Annotated in this window: 21 protein-coding genes; 9 read left to right on the forward strand and 12 right to left on the reverse strand. The window is 71.4% G+C overall.

Going from position 1 to position 25545, the window contains the following annotated elements; translation table 11 throughout:
* Positions 1-2: 2 nt before the first annotated feature.
* Entirely contained in the window at positions 3-428 is a 426-nt protein-coding gene (locus ACLU3S_RS02600) for a WXG100 family type VII secretion target (protein WP_413950038.1), read from the reverse strand.
* Between the two features lie 356 nt (positions 429-784).
* Positions 785-1687: a D-alanyl-D-alanine carboxypeptidase family protein gene (locus ACLU3S_RS02605; RefSeq protein WP_413950039.1), complete on the reverse strand. Its 903-nt coding sequence runs from the start codon at positions 1685-1687 to the stop codon at positions 785-787.
* 187 nt (positions 1688-1874) lie between these two features.
* Here ACLU3S_RS02605 and ACLU3S_RS02610 point away from each other — a divergent pair, with 187 nt between their 5' ends.
* Both ACLU3S_RS02610 and ACLU3S_RS02615 read left to right on the forward strand, forming a co-directional pair.
* Entirely contained in the window at positions 1875-2546 is a 672-nt protein-coding gene (locus ACLU3S_RS02610) for a GntR family transcriptional regulator (RefSeq protein ID WP_413950040.1), read from the forward strand.
* Complete coding sequence (locus ACLU3S_RS02615) at positions 2543-3841, forward strand: MFS transporter (protein WP_413950041.1); 1299 nt, start codon at positions 2543-2545, stop codon at positions 3839-3841. Before ACLU3S_RS02610 ends, ACLU3S_RS02615 begins: the two co-directional genes overlap by 4 nt.
* A gap of 205 nt (positions 3842-4046) precedes the next feature.
* Here ACLU3S_RS02615 and ACLU3S_RS02620 read toward each other — a convergent pair whose 3' ends face one another.
* Both ACLU3S_RS02620 and ACLU3S_RS02625 read right to left on the reverse strand, forming a co-directional pair.
* On the reverse strand, positions 4047-4826 hold the full coding sequence (locus tag ACLU3S_RS02620) for an SAM-dependent methyltransferase (RefSeq protein WP_413950042.1): 780 nt from the start codon (positions 4824-4826) through the stop codon (positions 4047-4049).
* Entirely contained in the window at positions 4823-5647 is an 825-nt protein-coding gene (locus ACLU3S_RS02625) for a maleylpyruvate isomerase family mycothiol-dependent enzyme (protein WP_413950043.1), read from the reverse strand. Before ACLU3S_RS02625 ends, ACLU3S_RS02620 begins: the two co-directional genes overlap by 4 nt.
* A gap of 182 nt (positions 5648-5829) precedes the next feature.
* On the opposite strand from ACLU3S_RS02625, the gene ACLU3S_RS02630 reads away from it, so the two are divergent.
* A complete protein-coding gene (locus ACLU3S_RS02630; RefSeq protein ID WP_413950044.1) occupies positions 5830-6627 on the forward strand; it encodes a carbon-nitrogen family hydrolase in 798 nt (265 codons plus the stop codon).
* Between the two features lie 7 nt (positions 6628-6634).
* Here ACLU3S_RS02630 and ACLU3S_RS02635 read toward each other — a convergent pair whose 3' ends face one another.
* Complete coding sequence (locus ACLU3S_RS02635) at positions 6635-7129, reverse strand: LURP-one-related/scramblase family protein (protein ID WP_413950045.1); 495 nt, start codon at positions 7127-7129, stop codon at positions 6635-6637.
* A gap of 708 nt (positions 7130-7837) precedes the next feature.
* Between ACLU3S_RS02635 and ACLU3S_RS02640 the strand changes: the two genes are divergently transcribed.
* Positions 7838-9646, forward strand: a complete 1809-nt coding sequence (locus ACLU3S_RS02640; protein WP_413950046.1) for an NHL domain-containing thioredoxin family protein — start codon at positions 7838-7840, stop codon at positions 9644-9646.
* A gap of 9 nt (positions 9647-9655) precedes the next feature.
* Here ACLU3S_RS02640 and ACLU3S_RS02645 read toward each other — a convergent pair whose 3' ends face one another.
* The 3 genes from ACLU3S_RS02645 to ACLU3S_RS02655 form a co-directional block, all read right to left on the reverse strand.
* Complete coding sequence (locus ACLU3S_RS02645; RefSeq protein ID WP_413950047.1) at positions 9656-9910, reverse strand: DUF6458 family protein; 255 nt, start codon at positions 9908-9910, stop codon at positions 9656-9658.
* A 66-nt stretch (positions 9911-9976) separates the two neighbouring features.
* A complete protein-coding gene (locus ACLU3S_RS02650) occupies positions 9977-11275 on the reverse strand; it encodes a M18 family aminopeptidase (RefSeq protein WP_413950048.1) in 1299 nt (432 codons plus the stop codon).
* Between the two features lie 94 nt (positions 11276-11369).
* Positions 11370-13196 (reverse strand): acyl-CoA dehydrogenase, encoded by a 1827-nt coding sequence (locus tag ACLU3S_RS02655; RefSeq protein WP_413950080.1) that lies wholly within the window; start codon positions 13194-13196, stop codon positions 11370-11372.
* Between the two features lie 546 nt (positions 13197-13742).
* Here ACLU3S_RS02655 and ACLU3S_RS02660 point away from each other — a divergent pair.
* The 3 genes from ACLU3S_RS02660 (at position 13743) to ACLU3S_RS02670 (ending at position 16252) form a co-directional block, all read left to right on the forward strand.
* Positions 13743-14222 (forward strand): SseB family protein, encoded by a 480-nt coding sequence (locus tag ACLU3S_RS02660; RefSeq protein WP_413950049.1) that lies wholly within the window; start codon positions 13743-13745, stop codon positions 14220-14222.
* Between the two features lie 109 nt (positions 14223-14331).
* Positions 14332-15312: a pirin family protein gene (locus tag ACLU3S_RS02665; RefSeq protein ID WP_413950050.1), complete on the forward strand. Its 981-nt coding sequence runs from the start codon at positions 14332-14334 to the stop codon at positions 15310-15312.
* Positions 15313-15472: 160 nt separating this feature from the next.
* Complete coding sequence (locus tag ACLU3S_RS02670) at positions 15473-16252, forward strand: calcium-binding protein (RefSeq protein WP_413950051.1); 780 nt, start codon at positions 15473-15475, stop codon at positions 16250-16252.
* 146 nt (positions 16253-16398) lie between these two features.
* On the opposite strand, the gene ACLU3S_RS02675 is transcribed toward ACLU3S_RS02670, so the two are convergent.
* A complete protein-coding gene (locus ACLU3S_RS02675) occupies positions 16399-18546 on the reverse strand; it encodes a SpoIIE family protein phosphatase (RefSeq protein ID WP_413950052.1) in 2148 nt (715 codons plus the stop codon).
* A gap of 173 nt (positions 18547-18719) precedes the next feature.
* Here ACLU3S_RS02675 and aspS point away from each other — a divergent pair, with 173 nt between their 5' ends.
* Positions 18720-20483, forward strand: a complete 1764-nt coding sequence (gene aspS / locus ACLU3S_RS02680; protein WP_413950053.1) for an aspartate--tRNA ligase — start codon at positions 18720-18722, stop codon at positions 20481-20483.
* Between the two features lie 115 nt (positions 20484-20598).
* On the opposite strand, the gene ACLU3S_RS02685 is transcribed toward aspS, so the two are convergent.
* Positions 20599-23718 carry an FG-GAP repeat domain-containing protein gene (locus ACLU3S_RS02685; RefSeq protein WP_413950054.1) on the reverse strand — a complete coding sequence of 1040 codons (3120 nt, stop codon included), beginning with the start codon at positions 23716-23718 and terminating at the stop codon, positions 20599-20601.
* Positions 23719-23808: 90 nt separating this feature from the next.
* A complete protein-coding gene (locus ACLU3S_RS02690) occupies positions 23809-24504 on the reverse strand; it encodes a hypothetical protein (RefSeq protein WP_413950055.1) in 696 nt (231 codons plus the stop codon).
* 56 nt (positions 24505-24560) lie between these two features.
* Here ACLU3S_RS02690 and ACLU3S_RS02695 point away from each other — a divergent pair, with 56 nt between their 5' ends.
* Positions 24561-24713 (forward strand): hypothetical protein, encoded by a 153-nt coding sequence (locus ACLU3S_RS02695; protein ID WP_413950056.1) that lies wholly within the window; start codon positions 24561-24563, stop codon positions 24711-24713.
* Positions 24714-24789: 76 nt separating this feature from the next.
* On the opposite strand, the gene drmC is transcribed toward ACLU3S_RS02695, so the two are convergent.
* Entirely contained in the window at positions 24790-25476 is a 687-nt protein-coding gene (gene drmC, locus ACLU3S_RS02700) for a DISARM system phospholipase D-like protein DrmC (protein WP_413950057.1), read from the reverse strand.
* Positions 25477-25545: the final 69 nt, after the last annotated feature.

Genomic DNA, 25545 nt, shown 5'->3' on the forward strand with positions numbered 1-25545 from the left:
CGTCAGAAGCCGTCTAGGCTGCTGCGCCGACGGGTCGGTTCGCCCTCGGCTTCCGTATTGGGGGTGGAGAGCTTGTCGACCTCGCTGTCGATGTCCACGTGGATCCGCCGCATCCGTTCGAAGACGTGCAGATCATCCGCGCTGAAGCCGTCACGGCTCATCCGCACGGCCTGCTCCAGGCCCTTCATCACTTCCCGGATACGGACGGCGTCCTCAGCCGCCGCGCGGTGGAACTCCCGGTACGACGTCGCCGCCGGGCCCCGCCAGCCGGCCTCGATACGGTCGACGAGCTCGTCCATACGCCGGACCTGCTTGTCGAGGTGGTCCTGCATGTCGTCGAGGTCGTTCGCGAGTTTGGCGAGGTCCTGAGAAGGCACCCGGAGGTCGGCGCCGCCGCCGGGCCCTGAACCCGTCCCCCGAACGGTCATCTCACACACCCCCGCATCTGTCACGCCAGTGACTCATCGTTCGCGCAATCTTACGAACGAGTCACTGTGCGCGGTGAGTTGGCCGGGCTCGGTGTTGACCGGCCGTGGCCGGTTTGGTCGCCCTCGGGCTCCGTCGTCCGGTGGTGGGCAAGGCCCCGACGTTCGGCGAGAGGGTCGGCTCCCGGCAGACTTCCCACTGACCACGTCGGAACCGCCAACGAGCGGTTCTTCCCCCGAACTTCGCGCGGATTCCGGTTGGCCCGGTGAGTGGAGAAGTTCACGGTGCCCCGTGGACGCGGGCAGCGCAACGGGCCCGGCGCTGGTGCGGCGGGCCCGTGCGGGGGTGTGGGGTGGCGTCAGCCGAGCCTGGCGAAGCCGTAGTTGAGGAGCTTCTTGGCGTCCGTCTCGCGCTGGGTGATGGAGGAGGAGGCGAGGACGGTGCCGATGACGGTCTTGCCGTTGCGGGTCGCGGCGAAGACCAGGCAGTACTTGGCCTCCGGGCCGGAGCCGGTCTTCACGCCGATGGTGCCGCTGTAGCTGCTGAGGAGCCCGTTGGTGTTGATCCACGGGTTCATCGTGCGGGTGCTGCCCGTCTTGGTCTTCGTCTTGGCGGTGTACGACTTCGTCTTGACGATCGTGCGGAACATGGAGTTCTTCATCGCACTGCTGGCGATCTTCGTCAGGTCGCGCGGCGTCGAGTAGTTGCTGCCCTTGCCGATGCCGTCGAACGAGTCGAAGTGCGTGTGCGCCAGCTTCAGGCTCTTCGCGGCGGAGTTCATCTTGCCGATGAAGTTGCTCACGCGCGCGGCGCGGGTGGATCCGGAGCCGTAGGTGTCGGCGAGCGCGTAGGCGGCGTCGCAGCCGGACGGCAGCATCAGGCCGTACAGCAGCTGGCGGACGGTGACCTTGTCGCCGACGATCAGGTGCGCCTGGGAGGCGTTGTTCTTGACGACGTAGTCGCTGTACGCCTTCTGGATCGTCACCTTCTTGTCGAGGTTGAGGTTCGACTGCGCGAGCACCACCTTGGCAGTCATGATCTTGGTGGTGGAGCCGGTGGACAGCGGCGTGTCCGCCTTCTTCGTGTACAGCGTGGAGCTGTTCGCGTTGTTCATCAGGTAGCCGCCCTTGGCCACGATCGAAGGCGTCGTGACGGCCTGGGCGGGCGCCGCGGTGAGGGCACCGGTGGCGAGCAGCGCGCCGGAGGTGACGGCGACGGCGGTGGCTCTGCGGAGGCGGGTGCCCTTAATGCCGGTAATCAAGTGATGTACCCCGATTGTCTTGAATGCCCCTGAGGTGCGGCCGAGTTGAGATGCAAGAAAGTGGGGCCGCACGTGTGGGACACGTAAGTAGCACAGAAGGTTGTGCACTTGCTTCGAGTGACGTCCGACACGTCCGCATGGTGGACGCCGCTCATGCTTGTGTACGTGTTGTATCTATGCTGTGGACATGAACACGGCCGTCCAGCACTCCGCCCCTCCGAACAAGCAGCCACCCGCGGCCGACCGCGTCTACAACCACGTCAAGCAGGGCGTGCTCGACCGCCGCTATGAGGGCGGCACCCTCCTCACCGAGGGCGAGCTGGCCGACGCCGTCGGGGTCTCCCGCACGCCCGTGCGGGAGGCGCTGCTGCGCCTGGAGGTCGAGGGCCTGATCAGGCTCTACCCGAAGAAGGGCGCCCTGGTCCTGCCGGTCTCCGCGCAGGAGATCGCCGACGTGGTGGAGACCCGGCTGCTGGTGGAGGAGCACGCCGCCCGCAAGGCCGTACCCGCCCCGGCGGGCCTGGTCGAGCGGCTGACCGAGCTGCTGGAGCAGCAGAAGGCGCAGGCCGCGGAGGGTGACCTGGCCGCGGCCGCGGTGACCGACCGCTGCTTCCACGCCGAGATCGTCCGCAGCGGCGGCAACGAGATCCTCTCCCGGCTCTACGACCAGTTGCGCGACCGGCAGCTGCGGATGGGTGTCGCCGTCATGCACTCGCACCCCGACCGGATCGCCAAGACGCTCGCCGAGCACGAGGAGATCCTGAACGCGCTGCGCGCGGGAGACACGGAGGCGGCCGTCGGGATCGTGAATCGGCACGTGAGCTGGTTCTCGCACCTCGCGCGGGGTGAGGTCCGATGAGCAAGGCCACCCTTCCGGGTGACCCGCCGGGCGGCCGGCGCGCGGTCGCCGTGTGGTCCATAGGCGTCGCGGTCTACTTCGTCGCTGTCGTCTTCCGTACGTCGCTGGGCGTGGCCGGGCTCGACGCGGCCGACCGCTTCCACGTGAACGCCTCCGCCCTGTCCGCCTTCTCGATCCTCCAGCTGCTGGTCTACGCCGGCATGCAGATACCCGTCGGCCTGCTGGTGGACCGGCTCGGCACCAAGAAGGTGCTGAGCATCGGCGCCGTGCTGTTCACCGCCGGACAGCTGGGCTTCGCCTTCTCGCCCTCGTACGGCTCCGCGCTCGCCTCCCGGGCGCTGCTGGGCTGCGGGGACGCGATGACCTTCATCAGCGTGCTGCGGCTCGGCACCCGCTGGTTCCCGGCCCGGCGCGGACCGCTGGTCGCGCAGCTCGCGGGCCTGGTCGGCATGGCGGGCAACCTGGTCTCCACCCTCGTGCTGGCCCGGCTGCTGCACGGCATCGGCTGGACGCCGGCGTTCGCGGGCAGCGCGCTGGCCGGTGTCGTCGTCCTCGCGCTGACGCTGCTGTTCCTCAAGGACCACCCCGAGGGGTACGAGCCGGGGCCGTCCCCGCACCAGGGCGCCGCCTACGTCCGCCGGCAGATCGCCGCGGCCTGGCGCGAGCCGGGCACTCGCCTGGGGATGTGGGTGCACTTCACCACCCAGTTCCCGGCGATGGTGTTCCTGCTGCTGTGGGGCCTGCCCTTCCTGGTCCAGGCGCAGGGTCTGAGCCGCGCCACCGCCGGTGAGCTGCTCACTCTGGTCGTGCTGTCCAACATGGTGATCGGGCTCGTCTACGGCCAGATCGTCGCCCGGCACCATGCGGCGCGGATGCCGCTGGCGCTGGGCACGGCGGCCGCGACCGCGCTGCTGTGGGCGACGACGCTGGCGTACCCCGGCGCGCACGCGCCCCTGTGGCTGCTGGTGGTGCTGTGCACGGTGCTCGGGGCGTGCGGGCCCGCCTCGATGCTCGGCTTCGACTTCGCCCGCCCGGCCAACCCGCCCGAGCGACAGGGCACCGCCTCCGGGATCACCAACATGGGTGGTTTCATCGCCTCGATGACGACGCTGTTCGCGATCGGGGTGCTGCTGGACGCGACCGGCGACGACTACACCGTGGCCTTCTCCGCCGTCTTCGTCCTCCAGGCCCTCGGCATCAGCCAGATCCTCCGGCTGCGAAGCCGTGCGGCCCGCCGCGAACGCGAGCGCCTCGTGGCAAGCCGCGTGGAAACGGTGCACGTACCGGCCGCGTGAGCCGGCGGTGCGGTCCGGCCGCGTGAGCCGGCGGTGCGGTCCAACGGTGCCGTCCGTCCGTCGGTGCCGTCGCCTTCCTCCGCTCGGCACGTTGTCGCAGTGCCCGCCATTCCACGTGTACGCGACAGCGAGCAGCCCCCGATGCCGGTGACAGGGCGGAGGAGAGCTTCCGAGCTTCCCGCACACCTCACCACCGTCCGGGCGCTCACCCGGCAGGGCTCCGCTGGTCCGGTACCAGCGTGAGGTACGCCAGGCCGAGGACGCCCCGGTAGCTCATCCACTGGGCCCGGTGCCGGTCGAGGCGCTCGCGGGTTTCGGGCGCCAGCGGGTGCTCCGGGTGCCCGGCGAGCCAGACCTCCAGGTCGGCCTGGTACGCCGACTCGAACTCCTCCCACTCCGCGAGGGTCGCCGTCTCGGTCCACTCGGGCCGGAAACCGGCTTCGACGGCGAGGTCGACGAGGGTCGCGAGGTCGTAGTGGTCGGCGGCGGTGGCGCCCGGCCACATGCCGGACAGCTCGGTCTTGTTCGGCGGGCGCTGCCAGAAGCCCTCGCCGAGCAGCACGCGGCCGCCGTCGGTGACCAGCCGGCGCAGCTCGCGCAGGGCCTCGACGGTGGGTGGCTCGGCCGTGCTCAGCGCCTGACTCGCGCCGAGGCACAGCACCAGGTCGGCGGGGCCCCGCCGGGTCCGCAGCGCCGACTCCCCGACGAACTCGACGCGTTCCGTGAGCCCGCGGGCCTCGGCGTTGCGCCGGGCCCGGTCGAGGTCCTTGCCGTTCACGTCGATGCCGGTGCCGCGGGCGTCCGGCACGGCGGCCAGTACGCGCAGCAGCAACTCGGCCCAGCCGCAGCCGATGTCCAGCACCGTGCGCGGGTGGGTCGCCGCGAGCCGCCGGACCATGGCGGCCGCGCGGGACTCGGAGAGGGGGCCGTGGAAGGTGAGCCGGGAGAGCCGGGGCGGCAGGGGCGTGCCGGGCACGGCGGTCACGGGGTCACCGTGAAGTTCCGCAGTATCGCCGTCGCGACGTCCTGGTCGCCCTCCGTCTTGATGCGGTCGGACACCGCTTCCGGGGTCACGCGTCCGCAGGCCAGGCGGACGTAGGTCTCCCAGTCGAGGGTGAGGGTGGCCACCGGGCCGAGGGCCGGAGCGGTCTCGAGGGTGCCCCGGCCCTGGATGTCGACGCGGACGGTGCGCAGGAACTCGACCGGGCCGTGCACGTCGAAGACGACGGCGGAACTCCGCGGCGCGCCGGCGTCCTTCGCCACCACCTTGGGCAGCGCGTCCAGCAGGAAGTCCCGGGTGATGAGCGCGCCCGGCGAGTCGAGGTTTCCGGGGCGGCCGAGGGCCGTGCGCAGGTCCTGTTCGTGCACCCAGACGTCGAACGCCCGGTTGCGGTAGGCCTGTTCGAGGGTGACCTCCGTGCCCATCGGGGCGCGCACCTTGCTGCCGGGGTCGCGGGTCTCGGTGCGCAGCTGCCGGTTGCGGCGGATGATCGTGTACTCCAGCTCGGCCGTCATCTCCGGTGCCGTGTGGTGCCGGCGGATGTCGACCTGCATCTCCATGTAGCGCTGGTGCTCGTTGGTCACGTGGAAGAGGTCGCGGGGCAGGGAGTGGATCGGGCGCGGGTCGCCGAGCATCTCGCAGTCCATGCCGATGACGTGGGACACGATGTCCCGCACCGACCAGCCGGGGCAGGGTGTCCGCCGGTTCCAGTCGCCCTCGGCCAGGGGCTGCACCATCTCGGATATCGCTTCGACGGAGTGCGTCCAGGCGTCGGCGTAGGGCTGGAGGGTGGGATGCAGACTCACGGAACGGGACCCCTCGGCGGTCGGTACACGGGCAGGTTGTGGCGGCGTTGCCGGCGGGCGGCGGCTGCACTTCGCGGGCGTCTTGAGAGGCTAAGTTACGCTGCTGGCAGGCACCCCGGCAGTGCTTTCGTGTGACGATCGTAGGCCCGTGTGGACGACTCGAATGCCAGGACGGTGGTAGTGTGCGCGCCTCTTTGATCCAGATCGCCGTCGACGAGGCGGAATCGGTCGATTCGCGCAGGCGGCGAGCGGCCTCGCTGGTGCGGGAGCAGGCCGGCGCCGACCTCGTGGTCCTGCCCGAGCTGTGGACCACCGGTGCCTTCGCCTACGAGGAGTTCGGCCGCGAGGCCGAGCCCCTCGAGGGGCCGACGTACGAGACGATGGCCAAGGCCGCGAGCGACGCGGGCGTGTGGCTGCACGCCGGGTCCATTCCGGAGCGGGACCCCGACGGGCCGCTCTACAACACCTCTCTCGTCTTCTCCCCCTCCGGTGAGCTCGCCGCCGCCTACCGCAAGATCCACCGGTTCGGCTTCGACAAGGGCGAGGCCGTGCTGATGGGCGCCGGGCGCGACCTGGTGACGGTCCGGCTGCCCGGGGCCACGCTCGGCCTGGGCACCTGCTACGACCTCCGTTTCCCCGAGCTCTTCCGCGGTCTCGTCGACGCCGGCGCCGAGGTGCTGGTGCTCCCCGCGGGCTGGCCCGAGCGGCGCCGCGCGCACTGGACGCTGCTGGCTCAGGCGCGGGCGGTGGAGAACCAGGCGTTCGTGCTCGCCTGTGGAACGGCCGGGACCCATGCCTCAGTTCCGCAGGCGGGTCACTCGATCGTGGTCGATCCGTGGGGCGAGGTGCTGGCCGAGGCCGGGCCGGGCGAGGAGGTCCTCACGGTCGAGTTCGACCCGGCGAAGGTGACGGCGACCCGTGAGCAGTTCCCCGCCCTGAAGGACCGGGTGCTGGGCCTCGAACCGCCCCGGCACCGCTAGCCCGCCGTCAGTCCTCCTCGCGCTCCTTCTGCGCCAGGTGGATCACACAGACCGCGATGGCGATGAGCAGGGCCGGGTCGGCGTCGTCGCGCACGATGTCGACGCCGTAGGTGTCCCGCACGGTCAGCCAGCGGCGGGAGATCACCGCGAGGAGTTCGCCGTCGTACTCGATGGCGAACTCGTGGTCGAGGATCTTGCCGCTGACGTCCAGCTCCGTGCCGTCGACCAGGGACACCCGGTAGTGGTTGCGCAGCAGGGAGAGCCGCTTGCGCCTGATGGTGGCCAGGCCCTCGCCCGCCCGCTCGATCACCATGGTGTCGCGCAGGGCGAGCATCTTCTGGTGGATGTCGATCAGGATGCGCCCCTGGGCGTCCTTCAGCTGGAAGGTGTCCCGCAGCCGCATGGCCTTGCCGTCGACGAGGAAGACCTTGTGGCCGTGCTCGTCCTCGATCCAGTAGTCGTCGCCGATGCCGAGGAGCCGGTCGCGTACGAGGAGTCTCATGCGGCTACCGTTCCCCGCGGCGCGCCCGTCGTCACGGCCCCGCCGCCCCGGACCGCCCGCGGTGGTCCGACGGGCCGAGTCCGGTCACCCGTCGCGGCCGGGCCCCGAGGCCGGCCGCCGTGCCCGGGCCGCTGCGCGCCGCGACCACCTCGGGACTGCCAACGGGCTTTTCAGCCGCGCCGACTGCCGGCCAGCCGGGGCCAAGGTCTGAATTCGGTGGTCCGTCTGCCCGTACGCGGCGAAATCTCCGGTGACCCGAGAGGTGACAGCGTGCCGTCGGACGGGAATCTCCTGGTGCCGGCCCCGCTGGCGCACGTGGCGCGCATTGAGCGAAGCTCTCCTGGGCGCGAACCACATCTGACCACTCCGGCTGGCCCGCTTGCGGCATGCAGGACGTGTACGGGGAGCTGGTCGCCACCGGTGCCACGTGCGGAAATCGTGCACGCCGCGCACCTGAGCCCACGACGCCGATTGCTCCCGCGCCGGTCCCGGCTGCGAAGCCCAAGGCCGGGCGGAAGGCCCCGAAGGGCCGCGAGCCCCGACCCACCGCGACGCCTGCACCGCTCGCCGCCGTTCGCAGGACTGGTGTGGTGGCTGTGCCGTGATCGGGGCGGGCGACGACGCCCGACAGCGCCACTGGAACGCGAACGCCCCCGCCCACGAGGGGGGCGTTTTCGCGTTCACGTGGCGGTCGGCGATGCTGGACGAATGACGAAGCGCGTACGCGTCCGCGCCCCCGAGCTGATCGGCAAGGGCGGATGGCTGAACACCGGCGACCACCAGTACACCCTGGCCGACCTGCGGGGACGCATCGTCGTGCTGGACTTCTGGACCTTCTGCTGCATCAACTGCCTGCACGTCCTCGACGAGCTGCGCGCGGTGGAGGACAAGCACCGGGACACGGTGGTGGTCATCGGGGTGCACTCGCCCAAGTTCGTGCACGAGGCCGATCACCGGGCGGTGGCGGACGCGGTGGAGCGCTACGGCGTCGAGCACCCGGTGCTGGACGACCCGGAGCTGGCCACCTGGAAGCAGTACGCGGTGCGGGCCTGGCCGACGCTCGTGGTGATCGACCCCGAGGGGTATGTCGTCGCCCAGCACGCGGGCGAGGGGCACGCGCACGCCATCGAGCGGCTGGTCGAGGAGCTGGAGGCCGAGCACGCGGCGAAGGGGACGTTGCGCCGCGGCGACGGGCCGTACACGCCGCCGGAGCCCGAGCCGACCACCCTCCGCTTCCCCGGCAAGGCCCTGCTGCTTCCGTCGGGCACGTTCCTGGTCAGCGACACCACCCGGCACCAGCTGGTGGAGCTGGCCGAGGACGCCGAGACGGTCGTCCGGCGGATCGGCAGCGGCGCGCGCGGCTTTGCGGACGGCGGCCCCGGGACGGCTTCCTTCAGCGAGCCGCAGGGCCTGGCCCTGTGGGAGGACGGGTCGGTGGTCGTCGCCGACACCGTCAACCACGCCCTGCGCCGCGTGGACCTCGCCACAGGCGAGGTGACCACCCTGGCCGGTACCGGGAGGCAGTGGCGGCAGGGCTCGGACACCTCGGGCCCGGCGCGCGAGGTCGACCTGTCCTCCCCCTGGGACGTGGCGGTCTTCGGCGGCAAGGTGTGGATCGCCATGGCGGGCGTCCACCAGCTGTGGACGTACGACCCCGCCGCCGGCACCGTCGCCGTGGCGGCCGGCACCACCAACGAGGGCCTGGTCGACGGCCCGGGCGCCGAGGCCTGGTTCGCCCAGCCCTCCGGCCTCGCGGCGACCGCCGACCGGCTGTGGCTCGCCGACTCGGAGACCTCCGCGTTGCGCTGGGTGGACCTCGACGGGCAGGTGCGCACCGCCGTCGGCACCGGCCTGTTCGACTTCGGGCACCGGGACGGCGCCGCCGGGCAGGCCCTGTTCCAGCACCCGCTCGGGGTCACCGCGCTCCCCGACGGCTCGGTCGCCGTCTCGGACACCTACAACCACGCCCTGCGCCGCTACGACCCGGCGACCGGCGAGGTCACGACCCTGGCCACGGATCTGCGCGAGCCCAGCGACGCCGTGCTCGTGGGCGAGGACATCGTGGTGGTGGAGTCGGCCCGGCACCGGCTGACCCGGCTGCGGCTGCCCGAGGAGGCGGTGCGCGTGGCGTCGGTCGCCCACCGCACCCGGCGTGAGGCCACGGAGGTGAGTCCGGGCAGACTGCTGCTGGACGTCGTCTTCCAGGCCCCGGCCGGCCAGAAGCTGGACACGCGCTACGGCCCGTCCACCCGGCTGCTGGTCTCCTCGACCCCGCCCGAACTGCTGCTCAAGGGCGAGGGCGCCGGCACGGACCTCTCCCGCGAACTGGAGCTGAACCCGGCGGTCACGGAAGGCGTCCTGCACGTCTCGGCGATGGCCGCCTCCTGCGACGACGACCCGGCCAAGGAGTACCCCGCCTGCCATGTCCACCAGCAGGACTGGGGCGTCCCGGTGCGTCTCACCGAGGGTGCGACGGACCGCCTGCCGCTCGTCCTCGCCGGGATGGACGAGCAGTAGGCAGGCGTCTCAGACGCCGTAGCCGTCGCTGTAGCCGTCGACGTGGTGGTGACGGTGGTGCGGTTCCTCCTCCACCACCGGCGTCGGCGGCATCACGACGCGCCGGCGGCGTGCGATGCCGCTGAACGTCGCGACGCCGATCAGGCCCACGGCCATCAGGATGACGCCGACGACGGTCAGGTTGACGCCGTGCATGTGCCAGTCGGTCGCGAACGTCAGGATGGCACCCACGGCGATGAGGATGATGCATCCGCCGAGCCCCATGAACCTCGCCTCCCCTTACGGTTTCCGGAATCTCCGGTGCCGTGCGGGTACCCGGCGGACCCCGTACTAGCCCTCCAGAAAGGCCGTCAGGGCGTTCGCCAGCAGGAACGGGTCGTCGGCGCCGCACAGTTCGCGCGCGCTGTGCATGGAGAGGATGGCGACGCCGATGTCGACGGTGCGGATGCCGTGGCGGGCCGCGGTGATCGGGCCGATCGTGGTGCCGCACGGCATGGAGTTGTTGGAGACGAACGACTGGAAGGGCACGCCCGCCTTCTCGCAGGCCGCGGCGAACACCGCGCGGCCCGAACCGTCCGTGGCGTAGCGGTTGTTGACGTTCACCTTCAGGATCGGGCCGCCGTTGACCCGCGGGTGGTGCGTCGGGTCGTGCCGCTCCGCGTAGTTGGGGTGCACGGCGTGGCCGGTGTCGGAGGAGAGGCAGACCGTGCCGGCGAAGGCGCGGGCCCGGTCCTCGTACGATCCGCCGCGCGCGAAGACGGAGCGCTCCAGCGTGGTGCCGAGCAGCGGGCCGTCCGCGCCGGTGTCGGACTGGGAGCCGTTCTCCTCGTGGTCGAAGGCGGCCAGCACCGGGATGTGGGTGAGCGCGGCGCCGGAGGCCGCGGCGGCGGCGAGCGCGGCCGCGCCGGCGTGCACCGACAGCAGGTTGTCCATGCGGGGCCCGGCGAGGAGTTCCCGGTCCCGGCCGAGGTAGGCCGGCGGCTCCACCGGATGCACCATCAGGTCCCAGCCGGCCACCGAGCCGGCCGTGACCCCGGCCTCCCGCTCCAGGAAGGCGATCAGGTCGCCGTCGAGCACGTCGTCGCCGAGCCCCCACACCGGCTGCAGATGCCGCTGCTTGTCCAGCTTGAGCCCGTCGGTGCTGACCGAGCGGTCCAGGTGGATGGCGAGCTGCGGCACCCGCAGCAGCGGCCGGTCCACGTCGACCAGGACCGTGGAGCCGTCGCGCAGGGTCAGCCGGCCGGCCAGGCCCAGGTCCCGGTCCAGCCAGGAGTTCATCAGCGGGCCGCCGTAGATCTCCACGGCGACCTGGCGCCAGCCGTGCGCCCCGCTGTCCGGGCGCGGCTTGATCCTGAGGTTGGGGGAGTCGGTGTGCGCGCCGATGATGTGGAACGGCGTGTGCGGTTCGGCGCCCTCGGGGACGTACCAGGCCACGATCGCGCCGCCGCGCAGCACGTACCGGCCGCCGCTCGTCGCGTCCCAGGCGTCCGTCTCGGCGACCTGCCGAAAGCCCGACTTCTCCAGCCGCTCGGCGACGTTCGCCACGGCGTGGTACGGCGATGGGCTCGCCGCCAGGAAGGACATCAGGTCGTCGGTGTGGCCGCGGTCGAAGCGGGCTGGTGCGCTCATGGGATTCACCTTAACGACGTGCACGGGCCCACCCCCGGTAAGGGGAGCGGGCCCGTGCGGGAATCGACGGGGACGTCCGGAAGGTCTGGAGCGTCTAGAACGCGGCCTCGTCCAGTTCCATCAGGTCCAGCTCGACGTTCTCGGCGACCTTGCGGGCGAGCGTGACGCCCGGCAGGACGTTCGCCGCGAAGAACTTCGCCGCGGCGATCTTGCCGGTGTAGAAGGCCTTGTCCTTCGAGGAGGCGGTGGCGAGCTTCTCGGCGGCGACGGCGGCGCCCTTGAGCAGCAGGTAGCCGACGACGACGTCACCGGAGGCGAGCAGCAGGCGGGTGGTGTTCAGGCCCACCTTGTAGATGTTCTTGGTGTCCTGCTCGGTGGCGGCGAGGTCGGTCAGCATCAGGCCGACGATCGCCTCCAGCTCCACGGCGGCCTTGGCCAGGTGCTCGCGGGCGCCCGCCAGCTCCTCGCCGCCGGTGCCGAGCGCCAGGAACTTCTTGATGTCCTCGGCGAGCGAGTTCAGCGCGGCGCCCTGGTTGCGGACGATCTTGCGGAAGAAGTAGTCCTGGCCCTGGATCGCCGTGGTGCCCTCGTACAGGGTGTCGATCTTGGAGTCCCGGATGTACTGCTCGATCGGGTACTCCTGCAGGAAGCCGGAGCCGCCGAAGGTCTGCAGCGACTGGGCGAGCTGCTCGTAGGCCTTCTCGGAGCCGTAGCCCTTGACGATGGGCAGCAGCAGGTCGTTCAGGGCGTGCTCGGCGGAGGCGTCCTCGCCGTTCGCCTCCTTGATCTGGATGGCGTCCTGGACCGAGGCGGTGTACATCACCAGGGCGCGCATGCCCTCCGCGTACGCCTTCTGCGTCATCAGGGAGCGGCGCACGTCCGGGTGGTGGGTGATGGTGACCTTGGGCGCGCTCTTGTCCATGAAGTTCGCGAGGTCCGGGCCCTGGACGCGCTCCTTGGCGTACTCCAGCGCGTTCAGGTAGCCGGTGGAGAGCGTGGAGATCGCCTTCGTGCCGACCATCATGCGGGCGAACTCGATGATGCGGAACATCTGGCGGATGCCGTCGTGCTTGTCGCCGATGAGCCAGCCCTTGGCGGGGTGCTTGTCGCCGAAGGTCATCTCGCAGGTGTTGGAGGCCTTCAGGCCCATCTTGTGCTCGACGTTGGTGGCGTAGACGCCGTTGCGCTCGCCCAGCTCACCGGTCTCGAAGTCGAACAGGTACTTCGGCACGAGGAAGAGGGACAGCCCCTTGGTGCCGGGGCCGGCGCCCTCGGGGCGCGCGAGCACGTAGTGGAGGATGTTCTCCGACATGTCGTGCTCACCGGAGGTGATGAAGCGCTTCACGCCCTCGATGTGCCAGGAGCCGTCCTCCTGCTGGACCGCCTTGGTGCGGCCGGCGCCCACGTCGGAGCCCGCGTCGGGCTCGGTGAGCACCATCGTGGAGCCCCACTGCTTCTCCACGGCGATCTTGGCGATGTGCTTCTGGACCTCGTTGCCCTCCTCGAAGAGGATGCCGGCGAACGCGGGGCCCGAGGAGTACATCCACACGGCCGGGTTGGCGCCCAGGATCAGCTCGGCGTAGGCCCAGATGAGGGAGCGCGGCGAGGTGGTGCCGCCGATCTCCTCGGGCAGGCCGAGCCGCCAGTACTCGGAGTCCATGAAGGCCTGGTAGCTCTTCTTGAAGGACGCGGGGACCGGCGCCGTGTTGGTCTCCGGGTCGAAGACGGGCGGGTTGCGGTCGGCGTCGGCGAAGGACTCGGCCAGCTCGTTCTCCGCGAGGCGGGTCAGCTCCTCCAGGACGCTCTTGGCGGTCTCGACGTCCATCTCGCCGAACGGGCCGGTGCCGTACACCTGGTCGCGGCCGAGTACTTCGAAGAGGTTGAACTCGATGTCGCGGAGATTCGACTTGTAGTGCCCCATGGCGACGGCTCCGTTGAGGGATCGGCGAGGCACTGACTCCTCGCAACTGGTTCACGTACCAACAAGTAGCTACGATGATGCTACCCGTCGGTAATAACAAGCAAGCCCTACCCCGCCAAGTGTGAGAAGGGTCTACTGTGTCCCGTCCACGCACGGTTGGGGAAGCCCCGGCGGAAGCGAGGGTCTCCGCCGGCTTCACGCGCCCCGGCGCGCCCTCCGGGGCGCCCGCCCCGGTCCCCTTCGCGGCGGTCCCCTTCGCGGCGGTCCCCGGAGTCACCCGGCCTGCCGGGTCGCCGCGGTCCCGCCCGCCGGGGATCCGGACGCCGCGGACCACCCGGTCGGCCGCGTCGGCTGCGACGGCCGAGCGATCGCCGGGGCGTGCCGTCGGCCGGGCGGCCGGCCCGCACGCCGGGTGCCTCCCGCACCCGGACGGCCCGCGCCGGTCAGCCGTGCGCCGGGCACCACATCCGGCCATCGCCGGCCGATGCCTGGCGCATCGTCTCTCCGCCCGTCACTGCGCCCCCACTCCTCGGTACGCTTGCGCGCATGTACGGCTACGACCAGAACGTGGGCGCTCAGCAGCAGTACGGCCCGCCGCAGCAGCAGATGCCGGGCGGTGTCGGCGGGTACGGCCAGCAGCCGCCGCTCTATCCGGAGCCGTCCCCGCCCTCGCTCGCGGACGCGGTGCGCGCCTTCACCACCGGGCAGATGGCCGCCGAGGACTTCCAGCAGATCTTCGCCACGTCGAAGGTGTACTGCCCGCGCGGCGACACCCCCGGCTTCCTCGCCCTGCACAACACGCAGCAGCCGGTGATCCCGATGTTCACCTCGCTCAAGGAGCTGCGCCGGTACGCGGGCAAGGAGTCCAAGTACTTCGTCATCACGGGCGCCGAGGTGATCGATCTGCTGCCGACCGGCTACGGCTTCGTCCTGGACATGGAGGGCGAGCACCGGATGGTGTTCGACGCCAAGGCTGTCGAGCAGATGGTCGATTTTGCGATGCGCCGCATGTACGGGGGCGGCTGAGCCGTGCCGTGTGGCCGAGCCCGGAGGGAATTCCCTCCGGGCTTTCTCTGTTCTGGCTGGCAAGAAGTTCAACGCTCAACTAAAGTGGGCGTACCAAGGAGGTCCCACCATGCCTGCAGTGACCGTCGAGAACCCGTTGACGCTGCCCCGCGTGACCGCACCCGCCGACGCCGTGGCGCGTCCGGTGCTCGCCGTCACGACCGCTCCGAGCGGGTTCGAGGGTGAGGGATTCCCGGTGCGCCGGGCGTTCGCGGGGATCAACTACCGCCACCTCGACCCGTTCATCATGATGGATCAGATGGGCGAGGTGGAGTACGCGCCGGGCGAGCCCAAGGGCACGCCGTGGCACCCGCACCGCGGCTTCGAGACCGTCACCTACATCATCGACGGCATCTTCGACCACCAGGACAGCCAGGGCGGTGGCGGCACCATCACCAACGGCGACACCCAGTGGATGACGGCGGGCTCCGGCCTGCTGCACATCGAGGCGCCGCCGGAGTCCCTCGTCGTGTCCGGCGGTCTCTTCCACGGCCTGCAGCTGTGGGTGAACCTCCCCGCCAAGGACAAGATGATGGCCCCGCGCTACCAGGACATCCGCGGCGGCAACGTCCAGCTGCTCACCTCGGCCGACGGCGGCGCGCTGCTGCGCGTCATCGCCGGTGAGCTGGACGGCCACCGGGGTCCCGGCATCACGCACACGCCGATCACGATGATCCACGCGACGCTCGCCCCGGGTGCGGAGGTCACCCTGCCCTGGCGCGAGGACTTCAACGGCCTGGCCTACGTCCTCGCGGGCCGCGGCAGCGTCGGCACCGAGCGCCGGCCGGTCCACCTCGGGCAGACCGCCGTCTTCGGGGCCGGCTCCTCGCTGACCGTGCGGGCGGACGAGAAGCAGGACTCGCACACCCCGGACCTGGAGGTCGTGCTGCTCGGCGGACAGCCCATCCGTGAGCCCATGGCCCACTACGGACCGTTCGTCATGAACAGCAAGGAAGAGCTGATGCAGGCCTTCGAGGACTTCCAGAAGGGCCGCCTGGGGACGATCCCGGCCGTGCACGGCATGACCGGGAGCGGCCCGCAGGCCGGCTGAGTCCCCGTCCCTGCAGGTCACGCCCCGTCCGGTTGCCCGGGCGGGGCTTGGCGCCGTACGGCGTGATCCCTACACTGCGTCCACCACTCGGGCGCCCGCCGGGGGGCCGGGGCCGCGGCACGCGCCCCGGTGGGCGGGCCTCACCTTCTTTGGGGACTGCATGCGTACTCTCGCCATCGGCGCCGCACTGTCCGGCGCGCTGGCACTCACCGCCCTCGTTGTGCCCTCGGCACAGGCCGACGAGATCTGGGACGGCGGCGTCACCATCACCGACGTCACCGTCAACGGCGGCAAGCCCATCGTCGTCGGCACGACGAACACGGTGACCTTCACCGGGTCGGTGACCGCCACCGACCCGGACGGCATACAGATAGCGGCCTTCACGGTCGTGCACGGCAGCGGCGAGGACGACCCGGACCTCGTGAGCCTGGCACCGGCGGGCAACAAGCACACCTGCGCGGCCGTCGACGCCACCACCACGACGTGCGGCGAGACCATCACCGTGAACCCGCACGACCTGACGAAGAACGCGTACGCGGGCGCCTGGAACGTGTCCGTCTTCGCCTTCGACAAGGCCGACGGCGGCTCCTCGATCAGCCACTACACCAAGGCGTACGTCAAGCGGTACGCCAAGCTCACGGTCAACGCCTCGCCGGAGCCGGTCACCAAGGGCCGGACCATCACCGTCACCGGCAAGCTGACCCGCGCCAACTGGGAGACCCACGACTACCGCGGCTACACCGGACAGACGGCCAAGCTCCAGTTCCGCAAGGCCGGTAGCAGTACCTACACCACCGTCAAGAACGTCACCACCGACAGCCACGGCAACCTCAAGGCCAACGTCACCGCCTCGGCCGACGGCTACTGGCGCTACGTCTTCGCCGGCACCACCACGACCGGTACGGCCACCGCCGCCGGCGACTACGTCGACGTGCACTAGCCGACCTGCACTAGCCGACGTGCACTAGTCGACGTGCACTAGAGCCGACGTCACCCGGCCGGGCCGTCCACGCGGGACGGCCCGGCCGGGCACGTGATCCGTTGGCGGCGTGCGGCTGCTGCCCGCCCGACCCCGTGGCCGCCCGGTCAGCTACCGGGGCCCGAGCCGTCCGGCCCACCGCGGGCAGGGGCCCCGTGCACCGACACGGCCCGCTCGTACAGCTCGAACCAGATGCTCTTGCCCTCGCCGCGGGGGTCGACCCCCCAGTCGTGGGCGAGGATGCCGATGAGCATCAGTCCGCGGCCAAAGGAGGCGAGTTCGCCGGGGCGGCGCTTGTGGGGGAGGTCGTCGCCGGTGTCGAAGACCTCGACGCGCAGCCGGCGGCCGCCCGCCCCGCCGATGACCTCGGCCAGCAGCATCGCGTCGGTGTCCGTGTGGACGAGGACGTTGGTCACCATCTCCGAGACGAGCAGCACCGCCGAGTCCACCTGCTCGGCGGAGCCCCAGTCGTGCAGCAGATCGCGCAGGTGCTGGCGGGCCTCGGCGATCCGCTCCGGCTCGTCCTGCGCCACCGACAGCAGCGTGCGCCGCACCGGAGGCGGCTGGGCGGCGGCCGCGCCGGGACGGCACAGCAGCACCAGCGCGATGTCGTCCTCGCGGCGGTCGGCCAGCGGCCCGGGGGTGTGGTGCGAGGACGGCCCGTGCACGCCCTGCACCAGCGCGTCGGCCAGCGACTCCAGATCGCCCCGGTCGTCCTCGAGGATCGCGCGCAGCCGGCGCCAGCCGCTGTCCAGGTCGTGCCCGCCGGTCTCGATCAGGCCGTCGGTGCACAGCATCATCGTCTCGCCCGGCTCCAGGGCGAACCGGGTCGTCGGATAGTCCGCGTCCGGGTCGACCCCCAGCGGCAGGCCGCCCGCCGTCGGCCGCATCATCACCGTGCCGTCGGCCATCCGGGTCGCCGGGTTCGGGTGGCCCGCGCGGGCGATCTCCAGCACCCCGGTCACCGGGTCAACCTCCACGTACAGGCAGGTCGCGAAGCGCGGGTCGGACATCTCCTCGTCCTGCGTGATGCCGTGCAGGAAGCGGGAGGCGCGGGAGAGCACCGCGTCCGGGCGGTGCCCCTCGGCGGCGTAGGCGCGCAGGGCGATGCGCAGCTGGCCCATCAGTCCGGCCGCCTGCACGTCATGGCCCTGCACATCCCCGATGACCAACGCGAAGCGGCCCGAGGGCAGCGGGATCATGTCGTACCAGTCGCCGCCGACCTGCAGTCCGCCGCCGGTCGGGATGTACCGGGCGGCGATCCGCATCCCCGGGATCTCGGGGCCGAGCGAGGGCAGCATGCAGCGCTGCAGACCCTCGGTCAGCTTCCGCTGGGACTCGGCGGCGCCGGCCCGGGACAGCGCCTGGGCGAGCATCCGGGCGACCGTCGTGAGCACCGCGCGCTCGTCCGGGGTGAACACCACCGGATGGGCGAAGGCCGCCATCCACGCGCCCATCGTCCGCCCGCCCACCGTCAGCGGCATGAACGCCCAGGAGCGGCGGCCGAAGGGCTGGGCGAGCGGCCAGGTCACCGGGTAGCGCTCCTTGTACTCCTCGGGGGAGGACAGATACACCGCGCGGCCCGTGCGGACGACCTCGGCCGCCGGGTAGTCGGTGCCGAGCGGCATGTGGGAGAAGGGGTTCATGGCGCCGGGCTGGTGCCCGTGCTGGCCGGTGAGCGTCAGCCGGTCGCCCTCCACCCCGTACACCACCAGGCCGTCCGGGGAGAACCCCGGCATCGACAGGCCGCCCACCACCCGCAGCACCTCCGCGGTGGAGCGCGCCTCCGCCAGCGCCCGGCCCGCGTCCAGCAGGAACGCCTCGCGCGAGCGCCGCCAGTCCCCGGTGACCGTGCTGAGCCCGGCCGCCGCGTCCGGGGCCGGCTCGGTGACCTCCTGCAGGGTGCCGATCAGCTCGTACGCGTGCCGCTCCGGGTCGTACGACGGCTTCGAGCGGCTGCGCACGACGCGCAGGATGCTGCCCTGATCGTCCATGATCCGGATGCGCACCTCGGCGAGCGTGCTCTCGGCGACCGCGAGCCGCACCACCCCGGTGATCTCGTTCCAGTCGACCGGGTGCAGCCGGGCGCGGGTCTGGGCCTCGGTGAGCGTGGTGGGCTCCGCGGGCAGCCCGAGCAGCCGCGCCGCCTCCGCGTCCACGGTGACCAGCCCGGAGGCCGTGTCCCAGTGCCACATCCCGGTCGCGAGGGCGGCGAGCACGTCCCCCACGGCCGGCAGGGACTCGGTGGTGCGCATTGCCCCACTTTATGAATATCTGACCGATGCCTGCCACCGTTGGTGGCGGAGCGGTAATGGTGGGGAGCCGATCTTGGGGTGCCCGGTACCCTTGATGGGTCCGGGCCCCGTGCCCGTTCTGGCCGGGGAGAGCACGCCCCGCAGACCTCACACACGAAGGACGATGAACGACGATGCATCGGTACAGGTCCCACACCTGCGGCCAGCTCCGCGCCTCTGACGTCGGCACCGACGTCCGGCTGAGCGGCTGGCTGCACAATCGGCGCGACCTGGGCGGCATCCTCTTCATCGATCTGCGCGACCACTACGGCATCACGCAGCTGGTCGCCCGCCCCGGCACGGCCGCGTACGAGGCGCTGGACAAGCTGTCGAAGGAGACGGTGGTCCGCGTCGACGGCCGCGTTGTTTCACGTGGAACCGAGAACGTGAACCCGGACCTGCCCACCGGTGAGATCGAGATCGAGGTCGGCGAGGTGGAGGTGCTCGGCGCCGCCGCCCCGCTCCCCTTCACCATCAACACCGAGGACGGGGTCAACGAGGAGCGGCGCCTGGAGTACCGCTTCCTGGACCTGCGCCGCGAGCGCATGCACCGCAACATCATGCTGCGGACGGCCGTGATCTCGGCCATGCGCCAGAAGATGGCGGCGATGGGCTTCAACGAGATGGCGACGCCGATCCTGTCCGCCACCTCCCCCGAGGGCGCCCGCGACTACGTGGTCCCCTCCCGTGTGCACCCGGGCAAGTTCTACGCGCTGCCGCAGGCGCCGCAGCAGTTCAAGCAGCTGCTGATGATCTCCGGCTTCGACCGCTACTTCCAGATCGCGCCCTGCTTCCGCGACGAGGACGCCCGCGCCGACCGCTCGCCGGGTGAGTTCTACCAGCTCGACATCGAGATGTCCTTCGTCGAGCAGGAGGACGTCTTCCAGCCGGTCGAGAAGCTGATGACCGAGCTGTTCGAGGAGTTCGGCGACGGCCGCCACGTCACCTCCCCCTTCCCGCGCATCCCGTTCCGCGAGGCGATGCTCAAGTACGGCTCCGACAAGCCGGACCTGCGCGCCAAGCTGGAGCTGGTGGACATCACCGACGTCTTCGAGGGCTCGCAGTTCAAGGCGTTCGCCGGCAAGCACGTGCGTGCCCTGCCGGTGCCGGCGGTCCAGGACCAGCCGCGCAAGTTCTTCGACCAGCTCGGCGACTTCGCGGTCTCGCTCGGAGCCAAGGGCCTGGCCTGGGTCCGCGTCGCCGAGGACGGCACGCTGTCCGGCCCGATCGCCAAGTTCCTCACCGAGGACGACGTCGCCGAGCTGACCAAGCGCCTCTCCCTCGCTCCCGGCCACGCCGTGTTCTTCGGCGCGGGCGAGTTCGACGAGGTCTCCAAGATCATGGGCGCGGTCCGCGTCGAGGCCGCCCGCCGGGCCGGGCACTTCGAGGAGAACGTCTTCCGCTTCTGCTGGATCGTCGACTTCCCGATGTACGAGAAGGACGAGGAGACCGGCGGGATCGACTTCTCCCACAACCCCTTCTCGATGCCGCAGGGCGGCCTGGAGGCCCTTCAGACCCAGGACCCGCTGGACATCCTCGGCTGGCAGTACGACATCGTCTGCAACGGCGTCGAGCTGTCCTCGGGCGCGATCCGCAACCACGAGCCGGAGATCATGCTCAAGGCCTTCGAGATCGCGGGCTACGACCGGGAGACCGTCGAGGAGAAGTTCGCGGGCATGCTCCGCGCGTTCCGCTTCGGCGCCCCGCCGCACGGCGGCATCGCCCCCGGCGTGGACCGCATCGTCATGCTCCTCGCGGACGAGCCCAACATCCGCGAGACGATCGCCTTCCCGCTCAACGGCAACGCCCAGGACCTGATGATGGGCGCCCCGACCGAGCTGGACGAGACGCGCCTGCGCGAGCTGCACCTGAACATCCGCAAGCCGCAGCCGAAGTAGGCCCCGGCAGACGGAAGAAGGGCTCGGGACCACGTCCCGAGCCCTTCTTCCGTTTCCGCCGCGTCAGTCCGCCGCGTCAGTCCGCTGCGTCAGTCCGCTGCGTCAGTCCGCTGCGTCAGGACAGGGACTTGTATCCGGCCCAGCCCGTCGCGATCTTCGTACGGGATCCGAAGGAGCCCTTGCCGTCGCCGTTGTTGCGGTACACGGCGCCGCTGGAGTCGCGGGAGACGAGGTCGGCCCTGCCGTCACCGGTGAGGTCGCCGACGCCCACGACGACGTTGTAGGACGCGCCCCAGTCGCTGAACACCTTCGCGCGGGCCGCGAACGTGCCGTTGCCCTTGCCGGTGTAGCGGTACAGCGTGTTGGCCTTGTCCTGGGCCAGCAGATCGCCGATGCCGTCGCCGTTCAGGTCGCCGACGCCCACGATCTTCTTGTACCCCTTCCAGTTGTCGTACAGCTTCACGCGTCCCGACAGCGTGCCGCTGCTCGTGCCCTTGTACAGGTAGACGGCGCCGGTCGAGGCCTTGCGGGTGATCAGGTCCGCGCGGCCGTCGCCGGTGAGGTCGCCGGGCGAGGTGAGGATGTCGTACTGGGTCCAGCCGCTGCTCGCCAGGGTGGTGTACGACGTCTTCGGCGTGACCGCCCTGCCGCAGCCCGGCTTGTACAGGCGCAGGGCGCCGCTGCTCAGCCGCACCAGCAGGTCGTTGCAGCGATCGCCGTTCACGTCGCCGAAGGGCACGGCCCTGACGCTGGTGGCCCAGCCGCTGCCGGTGGTCTTGCCGCTGAAGGTGCCGCTGCCGGTGCCGTACTGGTAGGTCAGGCCGCCGGAGGAGTTCAGGGTGAGCAGGTCGCCCCGGCCGTCGGGGCCGTCCGGGCCGCCGAGGTCGTGCCGCACGGCGGCGCCCCGGGTCAGGAAGCCCTTGCCGGTCGCCACGGTGACCGCGGTGGCGGTGCCGGCGCCGGTGGCCTTGAGGGTCCAGGTGAACTCGCCGTTGGGGAAGGGGGCGTCGGTGACCGTGGTGCCGTACCAGTCCGTCGCCACCCGCGCCGTGGCCGCGCCCCCGGTGATCGTCCGGGTCGCCCTGCCGGTCGCGCCGCTCTGCACCGAGGCGAACGTCACCGACCAGGACGCCACCGGGCGGGACAGCAGCCACGAGCCCCGGAAGCGCGTCCCCGGGGCCACCAGACTCGTGGCCTCGCCCCGGAACGCGGTCACGGCGGACGGGGTGATGCCCGCACGGGCGACGTGGATCCGCTCGTAGCGGTCGGTCCAGGCGACCAGGCCCGTGTACTCGTCCACGGTCCACTTGAAGCGGCGGTCCACGGGGAGGCCGGTGCCGGCGACGGCGGAGGCGATCACCCGGGTGGCGCCGGTGGCCGCCTCGGTGAGCAGCAGGGTGCCGGCCGTGTGGTCGTGGCGGACGGTGAAGCCGTCGCCGAGCAGCACATCGCCGCCGGTCACGGCGCGGGAGGTGCCGGCCGTGCCGTCGTACACGCCGGCCGAGCCGTCGCCGCACGCCCAGTACACCCAGCGGCCCGCCGCCTGCAGCTCGTCCGGCACACAGGCCAGACCCGGCACGGTGACGGTGGCCAGGGTGCGGTCCCTCTCCAGGCTGTACGAGGTGAGCTTGCCGGCGGTGGTGGTGGCGCTCCACAGGGTCGAGCCGTTCAGGGCGGCGGCCCGCACCGACCGCCTCAGCTTCTCGCCCTGCCCGAACTCGCCGACGTACTGCATCGGGGAGGAGCCCCCCGAGTTGTACACCGCGTAGTCGTCCGAGACGTCGACGATCGAGCCGCCCGCCGTGTGGAACTCCAGGTAGCGGTCGGAGGCCCCGTCCCGGCCCGAGACCAGCCGGTCCGCGTTCTCCAGCCCGCTGCCGCCCTCGTCACCGTCGTAGTAGGTGTCCAGGCGGACATCCGCGGGACCGTTTCCGGCGTTCCCCCACAGCAGCGAGCAGCCGGCGCCCGGATAGGGGCACACGGGGCTGACGGAGTCACCGGCCACGGGCTCGGACGCGGTCAGGCTGCCGCCGATCACGGACACGGCGCGCACCGTGGTGGTGTCCGAGGCGCCGTTCGGGTCGTCCTCGGCGATGCGCAGGCTGCCCCGGCTGAGCGCGATGCCGGTCTTGGCGTTCTCCGGCGCCGGGACCTGGATCTTCTTCTCCAGGGCGAGGGAGCCGTCCGCGCCCTGCGTCACCCGCTGCACCCACCAGTCGTCGGCGCCGCTGCCGCCGCTGACCAGGGCGCCGCCGCCGGACGCGGGGACCGCGTAGGCCCCGGCCGTGGCCAGCAGGGTCCGGGACGAGCCGTCCTTCAGGGACACGGCGGTCAGCGCGCTGGTGCCGGTGCCCGTGTGCAACGGCAGCAGCAGCCAGTCGCCGACGAGGGCCGGGGCGCCGTCCAGTTGCGCGCCGGGCGCCGGCAGGTCGATCACCTGCTCGGCGCCGCCCGGGTCCGTGCGCTCCTTGAGGTGCAGATCACCGGAGCCGGAGTCGTACCAGCCGAACTGGCCGTCGCCGAGGACAGCGACCGGGCGGGCGCCCACGCCCGCGAAGGCCTTGGTCGCCACGGCGGTGTCGATGTCGAGGTAGTACAGGTCGGTCCAGCCGACCTGGATCAGCGCGCCCCGGCTGTCCGCGGCGGCCGTCGCGCCGGCCGCGACCCGCAGCCAGTCCGGCGAGATGGCGCGGGAGCGCCAGACGCCGTCCACCCGGTCGCGCAGCGTCCGCTCGGTCACCACGGTCGTCCCGGCGAGCCCCCGGTACGGCTGGTCCGACGGGACGGACGACGCCTGGCGCGTCGCCGGATCCCACAGCGTGACGGTGCCCTCCGAGCCGGTCGACGGCAGCGCGACCAGGTCGCCGTCGGCGCCGTACCAGCCGGCCCAGCACTGCGACGACCCCAGGTCGGCGCACGGGTACGCCGGGGTGTAGGCGCCGTCCGCGGTGCCCACGACCGTCGTGGTGCCGTCGGCGTAGTCCGTCCACAGCAGCCCCGGCACACCGCTCTGCCGGTGCAGGAAGCCGCTCGGCCCGGCGGCGAGCGGCCGGTCCGTGCGCGGGCGCGTGGAGCTGGGATCGGTCAGCGTGATCTCGGTGGTGCCCGCCACCGGTGCGGCCTCGGCCGAGCCGCCGGTCCCCGGCAGTACGGCGATGGACGCGGCCACCGCGGCGACCGTGAAAGAGGAGACGGCCGCGACGAGCCCGCGCCGTCCCAGGGCGTGTCTGCCCACGTCAGGTTCCCTCCCCGCGAGGGCCTCCGCCCTCGCCAAGTGAGCGGACTTTACCAGTACTTTCCCTACTCTTGGTGTGCCGGGTACCCCTCAGTCCCCGGCATCCGGATCGGGCTCCGTGTCGGGGGACGCGCCCTCCTCCAGCAGGCGCTCGGCGATGTCGTCCGACCAGTGCTGGGCCCAGGCGCGCAGGTCGCCGACCTGTTCCGCGGTCAGGCCGTACCGGAGGAAATCCAGGTCGGAGTAGAAGTCCGTGCCGGTCAGCCGGGACTGGAGCGTGGGCAGGTCGAACGGGTCGTGCGCGTGGCGGCGCCCCAGTTCCTCCAGGTCGGGCAGCGAGAACCGGGCCGCGGCGGCCCGCGCGTCGATCAGGTCCACGGCGCCGCCCCGGTCGTACAGCGCCCGGATCTTCGTGCCCACGGCGTCCTCCAGGGAGAGCGCCGGTCCGTACTCGGTGAGGGCCGGCGGCTGCCAGAACGCCTCTTTGTGCAGGGCGAGCGCGCAGCTGTCACCGCTCGCGGGGTCCGTGACCGTCAGCTGTGCCGTGCGCGCGGTGCCCGTCCCCGTCCGGACCTGACGGCCCCGCGCCTCCAGGGCCGTACCGACCGCCGCGGCGATGCGGTCCATGGGCTCGGCGCTCTCCGTGGCGAAGTCGAGATTCGCATGCGGCCGCGCCACCAGACCGTGCGCCTGCAGCGCGTACCCGCCGGCGAGCACCAGCCCGTACGGGCCACCCACGGTGACGACGTCGGCCAGAAGCCGCCGGTGCGGTTCGGGAAGGTTCACGACTTCCGTACTCTGCCAGACCCCCCCCGGCACACACGCGACGCAGCGCCGGTCGGGTGATCGGGCTGCTCGCCGGGACCGGCCTGGTGCTGTACTTCGCTGGGGCGGCCGTCACCGTGGCCCGGGCCCGCTGGTATTCGCTCCTCCTGTTCCCGGTCGTCCACGCCGCGCCGGTGGTGGGGGCGTTGATCCTTGGGTACGCCGTCTGACCAGGCACCGGGTTCCGGAGAGGGTCGGTCATGGCGTCCGCCCCCGGGCATGGATCGTTCGAGGCGCCGCGTCGGCTCATGCCCGGCGCATGACGTTGTTCTCAGGTGTCAGCAGCCAATGGAAATGCTCGATCAGAGGTTCCACAACGTGAGGATCACGGAGTACAACACCGAGTTCGATGTTGTCGGACAAGGCGCGGTCGGTCAGGTTGGCGCTGCCCAGCAGGGCCGTGTGTCGGTCGGCGACGATCAGTTTCGCGTGCAGCACCCCCACCGCCTCTGCCCGATGCCAGATGCGCACGCCCCTGGGTAGAGCGGCAAAGGCCGCAGTTGCCTGCGTGGACTCTTCGAGCAGGAGATCGACCTGCACACCTCGATCGACGGCTCGCGCGACCTCTCGCACCACGTCGCGAGCGCCGTGGGCAGCGAAGCTGGCGATGAGCAGTGACGTGGTCGCCGAGCGGATCACCTCCACGGCGACACCGCTGGTCAGCCGCGCCGGGACCGATGCACTCATGGGCCCGCTGACGACGACCTGCGGTGGTCTGGGCCGTGGGGACGCCCGGGCCGTGGCAAGCGCCAGAGCCAGTCCGGCCCCGGTCATGCCCGGCGCCTCAGTGCGCCAGGCTCGGATGATCTCCAAGAGTTGCTGCGCCAGACCGACGGCGGTCTGGCCCGCAATGAAGCGGCTGACCAGGATGTCATCCGGGCCGGCCGCCGTCTCGAGGATCTGCCTGAAAGCGGCAAGGCGTTCGTCCGGCAATCGCTCGCACAGAGCGGCGAGAAGCCCCGGGAGGCGGTGCGGCGGTGTGCCGCTCCGGGCCGTCGGTAC

Origin of the sequence: Streptomyces sp. AF1A (assembly GCF_047340315.1) — a bacterium.
In the GTDB taxonomy this organism is placed as follows: domain Bacteria; phylum Actinomycetota; class Actinomycetes; order Streptomycetales; family Streptomycetaceae; genus Streptomyces.